This window comes from Denitromonas iodatirespirans (assembly GCF_018524365.1).
In the GTDB taxonomy this organism is placed as follows: domain Bacteria; phylum Pseudomonadota; class Gammaproteobacteria; order Burkholderiales; family Rhodocyclaceae; genus Nitrogeniibacter; species Nitrogeniibacter iodatirespirans.
In genome coordinates, this window is sequence record NZ_JAEKFT010000018.1 from 97,540 (window position 1) to 110,489 (window position 12,950).

Here is a 12,950-nt window from a genome sequence, read left to right on the forward strand (position 1 = left end):
CGGTCAGTAGCAGTGTTCGGGCGCCGGGAAGACGCCGGCGCGCACATCCTCGACATAGCGGGTGACCGCCTCGTCGATGCTGTGCGCACCTTCCATGAAATTCTTGGCGAAGCGTGCCTTGCGGCCGGGGAAGACGCCGATCAGATCGTGCAGCACCAGCACCTGGCCATCGCAATCGGCCCCGGCGCCGATGCCGATGGTGGCCATCGACTGCAGGCTGCGGGTCACCTCGCCGGCGACGGCGGCGGGCACCATCTCCATCACCATCAGGGCCGCGCCGGCCTGTTCGAGCGCGATGGCGTCGGCCTTGAGGCGGGCCGCGCCGGCGTCGGTACGGCCCTGGACGCGATAGCCGCCGAGCTGGTTGACCGACTGCGGGGTCAGCCCGATGTGCGCACAGACGGGCACGCCGCGCTCGACCAGGAAGCGGATGGTGTCGGCCATGAAGGCGCCGCCTTCGAGCTTGACCATCTGCGCGCCGGCAGCCATCAGCCGTGCCGCGTTGTGCATCGCCTGTTCAGGCGTTTCGTGATAGCTGCCGAAGGGCATGTCGGCGACGATGAAGGGGCGGTGACAGCCGCGTGCGACGCATTCGGTGTGATAGACCATGTGCTCCATGGTCACCGGCAGGGTGGTTTTCTGGCCCTGCAACACATTGCCGAGCGAATCGCCGACAAGGATGACGTCAACGCCGCAACGCTCCAGCAGCGCGGCAAAGCTCGCGTCGTAGCCGGTTAGCATCACGATCTTCTCGCCGTCGGCGCGCATCTTGCCGAGGGTGGTCAGCGTGACGGGTTTCTGGTCCTGTAGATAGCTCATGGCGCTTCTCTCTGTCTCGGCGCGCAGTAAACCGCAAGCTGCTGCATTGCACAAGCGGTATTGCACAAATGTAACCGGTTCAGGGCAGGGGTCAGGCGGCGTAGCCGAAGAACTCCCGGTAGCTGCGCATGGCGCGCAGGCGCTCGATCAGCAGTTCGAAATCGTCGGCATGGTCGACCGGATTGAGCACTTCGGCATCGACGATGAACAGCGGCGAGGCGTCGTACTGGTAGAAGAATTTGGCGTAGCGTTCGGCCACGCGTTCCAGGTAGTGCGAGGTGATCGGCCGTTCGGCCTCGACGCCACGGCGCCCGATGCGCTCGATCAGCGTGTCCGGCTTGGCTTGCAGATAGACGACCAGATCCGGCTTGGGCGTGGGCGCCGGCACCACCAGGTCGTAGGTGCGCCGGTAGAGCGCGAATTCTTCGGGTTCGAGGTTCAGCTCGGCAAAGAGCGGGTCCTTGTCGAGAATGAAGTCGGAGACCACCCGGCGGCCGGCCACATCGTCGGCCACCAGCCGCTTGAGCTGGTCGACCCGCTGGTACAGAAAGGACAGCTGCGTGGGCAACGCCCAACGGGTCATGTCCTGGTAAAAGCGCGGCAGAAAGCTGTTGAGCTCGGGGTGCTCCAGCACCAGATCGGCCTCGAGACGATGGGCGAGGCGGCGGGCGAGGGAGGTCTTCCCCGCGCCGATGGGGCCTTCGACCACGATGAATTTGGCTTTGTCGAGCATGCTTGTGGGCGCCTGCGGGAAATTCGGAAGGATGGCCGGGGCCATCCGCGCGACCATCTTAGGTCGCCTGCTCCAGCGGTGCAATCGCCTGATCGGCGACCGCGGGCAGCAGGCTGTCGACCCGGCCGATGCCGGGGATCTCGCGGGCCGGATCGAGTTCGGCCAGCGGCGCGAGGACGAAGGCGCGCTGGTGCATGCGCGGATGCGGCACCTGCAGGCCGGGCAGGACGATCTGCCGGTCGCCGTAGAGCAGCAGGTCCAGGTCGAGGGTGCGCGGCGCCATGGCGAATTCGCGCGTGCGGCCGTGGCGGGCCTCGATGTCCAGCAGGGCGACCAGCAGCGCCATCGGCGACAGGCGCGTCTCGATGCGGGCCACGGCGTTGATGTAATCGGGCTGGTTGCTGACGCCCACCGGCGCGCTGCGGTAGTTGCCCGAGCGGGCGACGAGCGTGGTTTCGGGCAGGGCGCCGAGCGCCTCGCAGCCGTGGGCGATGGCGCTGACCGGGTCGCCCAGGTTGGCGCCGAGGCCGATGAAGGCGGTGATCTGCGGCAAAACGCTCGACCTCACGACTGGCCGCCGCCGGAGGCCGGCTTGCGCCGCCGCCGACGCCGGCGCCGGGTGGTGCCAGGTTCCGGTTCGGTCAGCATGTTTTCGCGGTCGCTGCCGCCGGCATGGGCAAAGTTGTGCCACCAATCGACCTGTTCCATGTCGATCTCGCCCGAGATTGCACGCAGGCGCAGGAAGTCCCAACCGGCGCGGTAGCGCGGTTGCTCGAGTAGGCGGAAGGGCGCCTTGCCGGCGCGTTTCTCGAAGCGCGGTTGCAGTGCCCAGATGTCCTTGATGTCGCCGGCGATGCGCCGGGTGATGGCGAGCTTTTCGCCCTGCACGCTGAGCACTTCGTCCATGGCCTCGAACAGCGCGGGGTGGGTGTGCTCGCCGCGGGCCTTGCGCGCTTCCCAGTTGGCCAGCACTTCGTGCCACAGCAGCGTGGCGAACAGGAAGCCGGGCGACACCGGCTTGCCTTCGCGCACCCGTTCGTCGGTGTTCTCCAGCGAGGCCCAGACGAAACGCTCGCCCATCGGCTGCTCGAGGATCACGTCGAGCAGGGGCAGCAGGCCGTGGTGCAGGCCTTCTTCGCGCAGTTGCTTGAGGCATTTGACGGCATGGCCCGAGAGCAGCAGCTTGAGCATCTCGTCGAACAGGCGGGCGGCCGGCACGTGGTCCATCAGGGACGCCATCTCGCGGATCGGCCGGCTGGCCGCCGGGTCGATGGTCAGGCCCAGCTTGGCGCCGAGGCGCACGGCACGCAGCATGCGCACCGGGTCTTCGCGGTAGCGCACCTTCGGGTCGCCGATCATGCGCAGCGTCTTCTGCTGCAGGTCGGCTACGCCGTGGTGGTAGTCGAGGATCTGTTCGTTGGTCGGATCGTAGTAGAGCGCGTTGACCGTGAAGTCGCGGCGCAGGGCGTCTTCTTCCTGCGAGCCGAAGACGTTGTCGTGCAGGATGCGGCCATGCTCGTCGGTCGAGGTGTTGGCAGCGTCCTGCGCGGCGCGGAAGGTGGACACTTCCATCATCTCGGCGCCGATCATCACATGCACGATCTTGAAACGCCGGCCGATGATGCGCGAGCGCCGGAACAGGCGGCGCACCTCCTCGGGCGTCGCGCTGGTGGCGATGTCGAAGTCTTTGGGCGTCAGGTCGGCGAGCAGATCGCGAACCGCACCGCCGACGATGAAGGCCTTGAAACCGGCCTCTTGCAAGACGGTGCACACCTTGCGGGCGGCGGGCGAGACCCGCTCGGGAGGAATGCCGTGGATGGTGGCGGGAATCAGGGCCGGGCCGCCGGTAGGGCCCGGTGCAGCGCGGCGGAAGACCTTGCGCAGCAATTTACGGATCATCTTGGATTCAGTGTGTTTTTGTATTGAGCCGGCGATCATACCGCAGCGCGCAGCGCGGGCCTATGCCGGCATGTGCCCCGCACCCTCAGCGCAGGCTGATCACCGGCCAGCCATGGAGCCGGGCATGCTCGCGCAGGGTGTCGTCCGGATCGACCGCCACCGGCGCGCTCACCCGGGCCAGCAGCGGCAGGTCGTTGTGCGAATCGCTGTAGAACCAGGTTTTGTCGAAGCTGCCCAGGTACAGGCCGAGCGATTCGAGCCAGGCCTCGACCCGCTCGATCTTGCCGCCCTTGAAGGCCGGCATGCCGCGCGGCTTGCCGGTGAAGGCGCCGTGCTCCTGCGCCGGGATGGTGGCGACCAGATGCGGAATGTCGAAGGCGTGGGCGATCGGCCCGGTGACGAAACTGTTGGTGGCGGTGACCACGGCCATCAGCGCACCCTCGGCGCGGTGCTGGTCGACCAGCGCACGGGCCTTGGCGGTGATCATCGGGCGGATCGCCACATCCATGAACTCGGTGTGCCAGGCGTCGAGCTGGGCGCGGTCATGGCGGGCCAGCGGGGCCAGCTGGAAATCGAGGAACTCGAAGATATCGAGGGTGCCGGCCTTGTATTGCTCGTAGAAGCGCACGTTTTTCGCTTCGTACACTTCGCGGTCGAGCACGCCCTTGCCGATCAGGAATTCGGCCCAGGCGAAGTCGGAATCGCCGGCCAGCAAGGTGTTGTCGAGGTCGAACAGGACGAGATCCATGGTGGGTTCCGTGAGTCGAATCAAATGACCAGCCCGGCCAGCATCATTTCACGCAGCAGGGGCAGGGTGATGGCGCGCTTGCGCTCGAAGGAGGCGCGGTCGAGCGCCTCGAGGGTGGCCAGCAGGCTGGGCATGTCGCGTCGGCCGTGGCGCATCAGGTAGCTGACCACCTCGCCGTCGAGACGCAGGCCGCGTTGGATGGCCAGGGTGCTGAGGATGGCCGAGCGCGCGGTGTCGGTGAGCGGCTGGATCTCGAAGCCCAGGCACTGGCCGATGCGGGTGCGCAGGTCTTCGCGCAGCGTGAGGCCCATCGGCGGGGCGTCGCCGGCCAGCAGCAGGGTCTGGCCGTTGGTGCGGGCGCGGTTGAAGGCATTGAACAGGGCGACGGCGGCCGTGTCGTCGAGCCGGTGCACATCGTCCACCGCCAGCAGCGCCGGCGTGTCGGGCAGCGGCTCGGCCACCTCGGCCGCGCTCAGGTAGCGGGCGTCGGCGGCCTGCGCACAGGTGGCGCGCAGCAGATGGCTGCGCCCGGCGGCGGGGGCGCCCCACAAATACAGGTGACCCATGCCGCGGCCCTCGGCGGTGGCGCGCAGGGCGGCGATCAGCGCGGCGTTGTCGCCGGCGAAGTAGTTGTCGAGCGTGGGCGGAGCGTCGAGCCGGATGTCGAGGGCCAGCTGCTTCATGCCGAGCGATCCTCCGGCGGGGTGTCGCCCAGATACACATGGCTGGCGAAGTAGGCGCTGCGCAACTCGCGCAGGCCGACCAGCAAGGCGGCGCTGGCCGGCAGCGCCACCAGCACACCGACGAAACCGAACAGCTCGCCGAAGGCCATCAGGGCGAAGATCACCGCCAGCGGATGCAGGCCGATGCGCTCGCCCACGAGATAGGGGGTGAGGATGAAGCTCTCGACCAGCTGGCCGATGGCATACACGATGGCCACGCCGATGATCGGCGGCCAGCCGGCGTTTTGCAGCAGGGCCGAGAGCAGGGCCAGGATCAGCCCGCTGGTGAAACCGACGAAGGGTACGAACACCAGCAGTCCGGTGATCACGCCGACCGGCAGCGCGAAGCGCAGCCCCGCCAGCCACAGGCCGATACTGTAGAACACCGCCAGCAGCAGCATCACCGACAGCTGGCCGCGCAGGAACTCGGACATCACCTCGTCGATGTCGCCGAGGATGCGCATGCTGCGCGCGAGCATCGGGCGCGGGATGATGGCGCGGATGCCGCTGATGATGTGCGGCCACTCCTGCAGCAGGTAGAACATCACCATCGGGATCAGCAGCACCGTGGCGAAGAAGCCGATGACCGCCATGCCGCCGGTGGTGGCCCTTTTCAGCAGGCCGGGCAGCAGATCCTGCGCCGAACTCCAGTTCTCGGCGACCCACTGGCGCACCGAGGCGGCGTCCAGTTGCAGCGTGATGTCGAACTGCTCTTTGAGGAGCGGCAGCACGCGCTGGTTGAGCATGTCGACCAGATCGGGCAGATGGGTGACCAGCGACACCGCCTCGCGATACACCATCGGCACCAGGATCAGCACCAGCAGCGACAGCAGCAGGCCTTGCAGCAGGATCACCAGCAACACCGCGGCGGCGCGTGGCAGGCGGCGTGCCACCAGCCAGTTGACCGCCGGATCGCTGATATAGGCCAGCACCGCGGCGATGGCGAACGGCGCCAGGATCGGCGACAGCAGCCACAGCAGCACGAGCAGGGCCAGGCCGACGCCGACCCAGGCGGCGGTTTGCATTTGGCGGGCGCGAAGCGATGTCATTCGTTGTAAAATGCGAGGTTTGGTGCGGGAGCCGGCCAGGCCGGCCGGCGAATTGCCCCGTACTGTAGTCGCAAGCGTGGGCGGGCTCAAGCGGGCCACCATGCCAGCGCCATCGATTCTGGAGAGGAAAGACCTTGACTGCCCTGACTTACCGCGACGCTGGCGTCGATATCGTGGCCGGCGATGCGCTGGTCGACCGCATCAAACCCATGGCCAAGCGCACCATGCGCCCCGAGGTGCTGGGCAGCATCGGCGGCTTCGGCGCCTTGTTCGAGCTCTCCGGCAAGTACAAGCAGCCGGTGCTGGTCTCCGGCACCGACGGCGTGGGCACCAAGCTCAAGCTGGCCTTCGAGCTGAACAAGCACGACACCGTCGGCCAGGATCTGGTCGCCATGAGCGTGAACGACATCCTGGTGCAGGGCGCCGAGCCGCTGTTCTTCCTCGACTACTTCGCCTGCGGCAAGCTCGATGTCGACACCGCCGCCGACGTGGTCAAGGGCATCGCCCACGGCTGCGAGCTGGCCGGCTGCGCCCTGATCGGCGGCGAGACCGCCGAGATGCCGGGCATGTACCCGGCCGGCGAATACGATCTGGCCGGCTTCGCTGTCGGCGCGGTCGAGAAGGCCGAGATCATCACCGGCGAGCGCATCGTCGATGGCGACACGGTGCTGGGTCTGGCCTCCAGCGGCGCGCACTCCAACGGCTACTCGCTGATCCGCAAGATCATCGAACTGACCAAACCGAACATGGACGCCGACTTCCACGGCCGGGCGCTGCGCGAGGTGGTGATGGAGCCGACCCGCATCTATGTCAAACCCCTGTTGGCGCTGATGCAGGCCAACCCCGGCATGGTCAAGGGCATGGCCCACATCACCGGTGGCGGTCTGCTCGAGAACGTGCCGCGCGTGCTGCCCGAAGGGCTCACCGCCGAGCTGCGCGCCGATGCCTGGCAGCTGCCGCCGCTGTTCCAGTGGCTGCAGGGCGCGGGCAACATCGAGGCCAACGAAATGTACCGCACCTTCAACTGCGGCATCGGCATGGTGGTGATCGTCGCGCGCGAGCATGCCGCCACCGCGGCCGAGCAGCTGCGCGCCGCGGGCGAAACGGTGTTCGAGCTCGGCCGCATCCGCGCCAGCGCGGCGGACGAAGCGCCGACGGTGGTGTGTTGATCGCCCTCTCCGTTTGTCGAGAAACCCCGGCTGGCCCGGGGTTTTCTTTGCACGCAGATGTCCTTCGGCGCGGCCGGCAACTTGGGGCGGGTGCCGTGGTCGGAGGGGAGGGTTGTCCTCGGCGGCTGGAGACGGAATCGGTGAGCGAAACATGCGCTGGATGAACAAAGTGATGCTGGTCGGCCTGCTGGCCGTGTGTGCTGCCGGACCGTTGGTGGCGCAAAACGGCGGCGCACAGCCGACGGCGGTCGAGGCCCATACCGTGACCCGCCTGAGCCTGGGCGACGAGGTCAGCGCGGTGGGTACCCTGCGTTCGGCCGAGTCGGTGATCCTGCGTCCGGAAACACCCGGGCGCATCGCCAAGATCGGGTTCGTCGAAGGCCGGCCGGTCAAGCGTGGCGAGGCGCTGATCAGCCTGGATGCCGCGGTGCAGTCGGCCGAGCAGCAACAGGCACGCGCCTCGCTGGCGCTGGCCCGGGCCAACTTCCAGCGCACCGAAGATCTCTTCAACAAACGCTTCGTCAGCCAGCGCGCCCTGGATGAAGCCCGTGCCGGGCTGCGCGTGGCCGAAGCTGCCGACCAGGTGGCCGCCGCGCGCCTGGCGCGCATGACGGTGCGTGCGCCTTTCGACGGCATCGTCGGCATCCGCCAGGTGAGCATCGGCGACTATGTCAAGGAAGGCGCCGACCTGGTCAACATCGAGGCCATCGATACGCTCAAGGTGGATTTCCGCCTGCCCGAGCGCCTCATCGCCAGTCTGCGCGTTGGTCAGAAGGTGACGCTGTGGGCCGATGCGCTGGCCGATGCGCAATTCACCGCCACCGTGGCGGCGATCGACCCGCTGGTCGATGCCGAAGGGCGGGCGGTGCGCCTGCGCGCCACGCTCGACAACCGCGCCGGCCGGCTGCGGCCGGGCATGTTCGCCCGCGTGCGGCTGAGCCTGGGCGAGGTGCGCGAGGCGCTGGTGGTGCCCGAGCAGGCGCTGGTGCCGACCGCGGCCGGGCAGTTCGTGTACCGCGTGGTCGAGGGCAAGGCGGTGCAGACGCCGGTCAAGGTGGGGCAGCGGCAGGGCACCTCGGTGGAGATCACCGAGGGGCTGAGCGAAGGCGCCGAAGTGGTCACCGCCGGCCAGATCAAGCTGCGCGATGGGGCGCCGGTCAAGGTGGTGGCGCCGGTCGCGCCCGCCGCCGCGCGCTGAGGCGGGCGCCCGATGATCCTCTCCGACATCTGCGTACGCCGGCCGGTGTTTGCCAGCGTGTTGTCGCTGGTGCTGATCCTGGTCGGCGTGGTGTCCTTCACCCGCCTGACGGTGCGTGAGTACCCGAAGATCGACGAGCCGGTGGTGACGGTCAGCACCCGTTACACCGGCGCCAGCCCGGCGATCATGGAATCCCAGGTCACCAAGCCGCTGGAAGATTCGCTGGCCGGCATCGAAGGCGTCGACGTGCTGACCTCGATCAGCCGCCAGGAGTCGAGCCAGATCTCGGTGCGCTTCCGCCTCGAGCGCGATCCCGACAGCGCCGCCGCCGACGTGCGCGACCGCGTCTCGCGAGTGCGCCGGCGCCTGCCGGACGATGTGGACGACCCAGTCATCTCCAAGGTCGAGGCCGATGCCAGCCCGATCATCTACCTGGCCTTTTCATCCGACCGCCACTCGGCGCTGGATGTGACCGACGTGGCCGCCCGCATCGTCAAGCCGCGCCTGCAGACGCTGCCCGGCGCGGCCGACGTGCGCATCTTTGGCGACCGCGAGTACGCCATGCGCATCTGGCTCGACCGCGACCGCTTGGCCGCCTACGGGCTGACCGTGCAGGATGTCGAATCCGCCCTGCGGGCGCAGAACGTCGAGGTGCCGGCTGGCCTCATCGAAAGCCAGTCGCGCGAGTTCGCGGTGGTGGCACGCACCGACCTGAGCAACGTGAGCCAGTTCGAACAGGTGGTGGTGCGCGCGCCGATCGGTGCCGACGGCTACCCGGTGCGCCTGCGCGACGTGGGCCGTGTCGAGGTGGCGGCCGCCTCCGAGCGCACCTCGGCGCGCTTCAACGGCAAGCCGGCGGTGGCGCTGGGCCTCGTCAAACAGGCCACCGCCAACCCGCTCGATCTGTCCAAGGCGCTGCACGACGAGCTGCCGCGCATCTCCGAAGGCCTGCCCGATGGCATGACGGTGACCATCGCCAACGACTACACGGTGTTCATCGACCGCTCCATCAAGGCCGTGTTCAAGACCATCGGCGAAGCGGTGCTGCTGGTGGTGGCCATCATCTTCTTCTTCCTGCGTAACTGGCGCGCCACCCTGGTGCCGCTGGTGACGATCCCTGTCTCGCTGGTCGGCGCGTTCTCGCTGATGCTGGCCTTCGATTTCTCGATCAACACGCTCACCCTGCTGGCCCTGGTGCTGGCCGTCGGCCTGGTGGTGGACGACGCCATCGTGGTGCTGGAGAACATCCACCGCCACCTCGAAATGGGCAAGAGCCGCTTCCAGGCCGCGCTCGACGGCGCCAAGGAGATCGGCTTCGCCATCGTCGCCATGACGCTCACCCTGGCCGCCGTGTACGCCCCCGTGGCCTTCATGACCGGGCGCACCGGCAAGCTGTTCATCGAGTTCGCCCTGACCCTGGCCGGTGCGGTGATCGTCTCCGGCTTCGTCGCGCTGACCCTGTCGCCGATGATGTGCTCCAAGCTGCTCAAGCACGAAACCCGCCATGGCCGCGTCTACAACGCCATCGAAGCCATGCTGCAAGGCGTGACCGACGGCTACCGACGGGTGCTCGGGCTCGCCCTCAAGGCGCGCTGGCTGGTGCTGCTCGTCTTCGCGCTGGTGGTCGGCGCCTCGGCCTGGCTGCTCGACACCCTCAAGTCCGAACTGTCTCCGGTCGAAGACCGCGGCTTCGTCATCGGCGTGTTCAGCGGCCCCGAAGGCGCCACCATCGACTACATGGACCGCTACACCCGCCAGCTCGAAGCCCTGTACGCCGACACGCCCGACATCTCGCGCTACTTCGTCGTCTCCGGCAGCCCCACCGTCTCGCAAGGCATCTCCTTCGGAGGGCTGAAAGACTGGGACGAACGCGACACCCGCTCGCCGCAGATCGCCCGCAACCTGCTGCCCGGCTTCCAGGCCGTGCCCGGCATCCGCGCCTTCCCCGTCACACCGCCCTCGCTCGGCCAGAGCGCCCGCTCGCAGCCGGTCAACCTGGTCATCGTCACCTCCGCCAGCTACACCGAGCTGGCCGATGTCGCCGACCAGATGCTGCAGGAAATGGCCAAGGACCCACGCTTCATCGCCGCCGACATCGACCTCAAACTCACCAAGCCCGAGGTGGCGGTCAAGGTCGACCGTGACAAGGCGGCCGACCTGGGCGTATCGGTCGAGCAGATCGGCCGCACCCTCGAGACGCTGCTCGGCGGCCGCCAGATCACCCGCTTCAAGCGCGACGCCGAGCAATACGACGTGATCGTCCAGCTCGCCGCGGCCGAGCGCAGCATCCCCAACGACATCCGCGACCTCTATGTGCGCAGCACCTCCGGCGAGATGATCCCGCTGGCCAGCCTGGTCAGCATCGACGAATCGGTCGCCCCGCGCGAACTCAACCACTTCGCCCAGCGCCGCGCCGTCACCATCACCGCCAACCTTGCCGACGACTTCGCCCTCGGCGAAGCGCTCACCGAGCTCGAAGCCATCGCCGGCCGCGTACTGCCGGCCGACTACGCCATCGACTACAACGGCCAGAGCCGCGAATTCAAGATCAGCTCCGGCGGCCTGCTGCTCACCTTCATCCTCGCCGTGGTGTTCATCTACCTGGTGCTCGCCGCGCAGTTCGAAAGCTTCCGCGACCCCTTCACCATCATGCTCACCGTCCCGCTGTCCATGACCGGCGCGCTCGCCGCGCTGTGGATGACCGGCGGCACGCTCAACGTCTACAGCCAGATCGGCCTGGTCACGCTGATCGGCCTCATCACCCGCCACGGCATCCTCATCGTCGAATTCGCCAACCAGCTACGCGAACGCGGCGAATCGCTGATCGCCGCCATCACCGACGCCACCGTCCTGCGCCTGCGGCCGATCCTCATGACCACCGGCGCAACGATTCTGGGCGCCATTCCGCTGGCGCTGGCGACCGGCGCGGGGGCCGAGAGTCGGCAGCAGATTGGGTGGGTGATTGTCGGGGGGCTCGCGTTCGGCACGCTGCTGACGCTGTTCGTGGTGCCGGTCGTGTATACGCTGATCGCGCCGCGGATTCGGACGGCGGCCGGGGCGGCCGGGCCGGCGGCGGCCGAATCGTAGGGCCGGTTTCAACCGGCCATCGGTGCCTCCAACGCCAATGGCGGGTTGAAACCCGCCCTACGAAACTTCTCGGCGCGCCGCGTGGAGTTTCGGGTTTGTTGCCTTCGGTGACCTGTCGTTGGCCGGGTCTCGCCCCGGCGGGCGACTTACTTCTTTGTCACGCGACAAAGAAGTAAGCAAGAAAACGCGCCCCACTGTACCGCCGGCTGCGCCGGTCCCCTCTCTCCGCCCGCGCCCGGCGGGTCGTGTCGCAAACTCGCCCTGCGGGCTCAAACAGCGACACGACAATTCCCGCCGGTCACGGGCTCCGTTCGGCGGTACAGAAGGGGAAAGGGCGCGCGGGCTCGGCTTCGCCGTCGCCCGCTCAGGCAACACCGGACACGTTTCGTTGATGCTGTTGTTCGAGTCAAGCCTTACGCAAGTCGTTGGCCGGCATCGGCCACCGCGTCATGAAAGTCGTTCTCGTGAATGATTAGTACGCGAACTCCAGATTTTCTGAGCTGGACCGCCTTCTCAACCTTGCGGCCATAGCATGCGTAAGCCCAGCAAGGGTTGCCATCAGCGCCGATGACTAGATACTTAATGCCCTTGGTTACGTTGGGTGCAAATGTGCCGCCAAGGCGCTCAACAGTGGCTGCTAATTCGCTCCGCGTGTACCTTGAGGAGGCTCCGGTAAAGCAGAACGTCGAGGATGTGAACTCGATCTCCGGGCACACAGCACAAAGGCCGATGATGTTCGTGCCGTCAGAGACGATGGGCCTATTTATGGTTCTGTCGTCCATGATTGCAACGAACTCGGAGAAGAAGCTCTTGAGCAACGCATGTTCATGGTCGTCGATCTTTCTGTCATTCATGACGCCGACGATCAAGCTGTCGATTTCGTCATACGGCCAACAAGTTCTCAGATGCTCGTGATCCGTTAGCCAACCCGAAAGGCCTTCTAACTCTGCCTCGGTAATTTGGCCATCTGAGACGATCCCGCCGAGTATGGCGTGTAGCCGTTGGAGGTCGGCCGTTGTTTCGTCGAAATATTCAGTTGAGCGAAGGCGTTCGCATAACCAGACTATGTCGTCATGCTCTTCTCGCGTGAGTACGCCGTCAGCTACCGCGGCCTGAACTACGGGGACCAGTTCGTTGTAGGGATGCCTATCGCTTACATCCGCATGTTCCGATAGCCAGAGATTCAAAAACGCAATCTCTGATTGGTTGATAGCACAGTCAATGGTGATGCCTTCGACCAACCCGAGGAGTGAGTTAACAGACTTCTCAAGACGTGCTCGAGACGTAAAGTTTGCGTATCTGGAATGGTCAGGATGCATTGAACCTCCGAACGAGGGGGCAGACTAAGAGCGATCTTAGGGTATGTGTGCTGACGACTGGCTACCCTACCAGACTGGTAGTGAGCTTCCCCCGAAATTTCGTCTGCCAAGGGTGACATAAAATCGACGTCACTTTTGGAAGGCAAGAAATGAAGATACCGAAGCAGGCATACACGGCCGAGTTCAAGGAACTGGCGGTCAAGCGGA

General features: G+C 66.6%; 11 protein-coding genes. 3 read left to right on the forward strand and 8 right to left on the reverse strand.

The genetic code is table 11. The features are described 5' to 3' along the window. Positions 1–3: 3 nt before the first annotated feature. The 7 genes from panB to I8J34_RS15750 form a co-directional block, all read right to left on the reverse strand. On the reverse strand, positions 4–819 hold the full coding sequence (gene panB, locus I8J34_RS15720) for a 3-methyl-2-oxobutanoate hydroxymethyltransferase (RefSeq protein ID WP_214362574.1): 816 nt from the start codon (positions 817–819) through the stop codon (positions 4–6). Positions 820–910: 91 nt separating this feature from the next. Beyond that, positions 911–1,552: a deoxynucleoside kinase gene (locus I8J34_RS15725; protein ID WP_214362575.1), complete on the reverse strand. Its 642-nt coding sequence runs from the start codon at positions 1,550–1,552 to the stop codon at positions 911–913. Between the two features lie 58 nt (positions 1,553–1,610). Next, a complete protein-coding gene (gene folK, locus I8J34_RS15730; RefSeq protein WP_230411865.1) occupies positions 1,611–2,120 on the reverse strand; it encodes a 2-amino-4-hydroxy-6-hydroxymethyldihydropteridine diphosphokinase in 510 nt (169 codons plus the stop codon). Continuing rightward, entirely contained in the window at positions 2,117–3,451 is a 1,335-nt protein-coding gene (gene pcnB / locus I8J34_RS15735) for a polynucleotide adenylyltransferase PcnB (RefSeq protein ID WP_214362576.1), read from the reverse strand. Before pcnB ends, folK begins: the two co-directional genes overlap by 4 nt. A gap of 85 nt (positions 3,452–3,536) precedes the next feature. Next, positions 3,537–4,199: a histidinol-phosphatase gene (locus I8J34_RS15740; protein WP_214362577.1), complete on the reverse strand. Its 663-nt coding sequence runs from the start codon at positions 4,197–4,199 to the stop codon at positions 3,537–3,539. Positions 4,200–4,219: 20 nt separating this feature from the next. Then, positions 4,220–4,882, reverse strand: a complete 663-nt coding sequence (gene hda, locus I8J34_RS15745) for a DnaA regulatory inactivator Hda (RefSeq protein ID WP_214362578.1) — start codon at positions 4,880–4,882, stop codon at positions 4,220–4,222. Then, on the reverse strand, positions 4,879–5,970 hold the full coding sequence (locus tag I8J34_RS15750; RefSeq protein ID WP_214362579.1) for an AI-2E family transporter: 1,092 nt from the start codon (positions 5,968–5,970) through the stop codon (positions 4,879–4,881). The genes hda and I8J34_RS15750 overlap by 4 nt, the downstream gene beginning before the upstream one ends. Positions 5,971–6,104: 134 nt before the next feature. Here I8J34_RS15750 and purM point away from each other — a divergent pair, with 134 nt between their 5' ends. From purM to I8J34_RS15765, 3 genes are all read left to right on the forward strand, one after another. Next, a complete protein-coding gene (gene purM / locus I8J34_RS15755) occupies positions 6,105–7,139 on the forward strand; it encodes a phosphoribosylformylglycinamidine cyclo-ligase (RefSeq protein WP_214362580.1) in 1,035 nt (344 codons plus the stop codon). Between the two features lie 151 nt (positions 7,140–7,290). Next, positions 7,291–8,337: an efflux RND transporter periplasmic adaptor subunit gene (locus tag I8J34_RS15760; RefSeq protein WP_230411866.1), complete on the forward strand. Its 1,047-nt coding sequence runs from the start codon at positions 7,291–7,293 to the stop codon at positions 8,335–8,337. A gap of 12 nt (positions 8,338–8,349) precedes the next feature. Then, a complete protein-coding gene (locus tag I8J34_RS15765) occupies positions 8,350–11,424 on the forward strand; it encodes an efflux RND transporter permease subunit (protein ID WP_214362581.1) in 3,075 nt (1,024 codons plus the stop codon). 413 nt (positions 11,425–11,837) lie between these two features. Here the strand turns inward: I8J34_RS15765 and I8J34_RS15770 are convergent, their stop codons facing one another. After that, complete coding sequence (locus I8J34_RS15770) at positions 11,838–12,743, reverse strand: BRCT domain-containing protein (RefSeq protein WP_214362582.1); 906 nt, start codon at positions 12,741–12,743, stop codon at positions 11,838–11,840. Between the last annotated feature and the right edge of the window lie 207 nt (positions 12,744–12,950).

Bases quoted from the DNA above. Each gene is read 5' to 3' on its own strand.
- panB (WP_214362574.1), bottom strand. From the start codon at position 819: ATGAGCTATCTACAGGACCAGAAACCCGTCACGCTGACCACCCTCGGC.
- I8J34_RS15725 (WP_214362575.1), bottom strand. From the start codon at position 1,552: ATGCTCGACAAAGCCAAATTCATCGTGGTCGAAGGCCCCATCGGCGCG.
- pcnB (WP_214362576.1), bottom strand. From the start codon at position 3,451: ATGATCCGTAAATTGCTGCGCAAGGTCTTCCGCCGCGCTGCACCGGGC.
- I8J34_RS15740 (WP_214362577.1), bottom strand. From the start codon at position 4,199: ATGGATCTCGTCCTGTTCGACCTCGACAACACCTTGCTGGCCGGCGAT.
- hda (WP_214362578.1), bottom strand. From the start codon at position 4,882: ATGAAGCAGCTGGCCCTCGACATCCGGCTCGACGCTCCGCCCACGCTC.
- I8J34_RS15750 (WP_214362579.1), bottom strand. From the start codon at position 5,970: ATGACATCGCTTCGCGCCCGCCAAATGCAAACCGCCGCCTGGGTCGGC.
- I8J34_RS15760 (WP_230411866.1), top strand. From the start codon at position 7,291: ATGCGCTGGATGAACAAAGTGATGCTGGTCGGCCTGCTGGCCGTGTGT.
- I8J34_RS15765 (WP_214362581.1), top strand. From the start codon at position 8,350: ATGATCCTCTCCGACATCTGCGTACGCCGGCCGGTGTTTGCCAGCGTG.
- I8J34_RS15770 (WP_214362582.1), bottom strand. From the start codon at position 12,743: ATGCATCCTGACCATTCCAGATACGCAAACTTTACGTCTCGAGCACGT.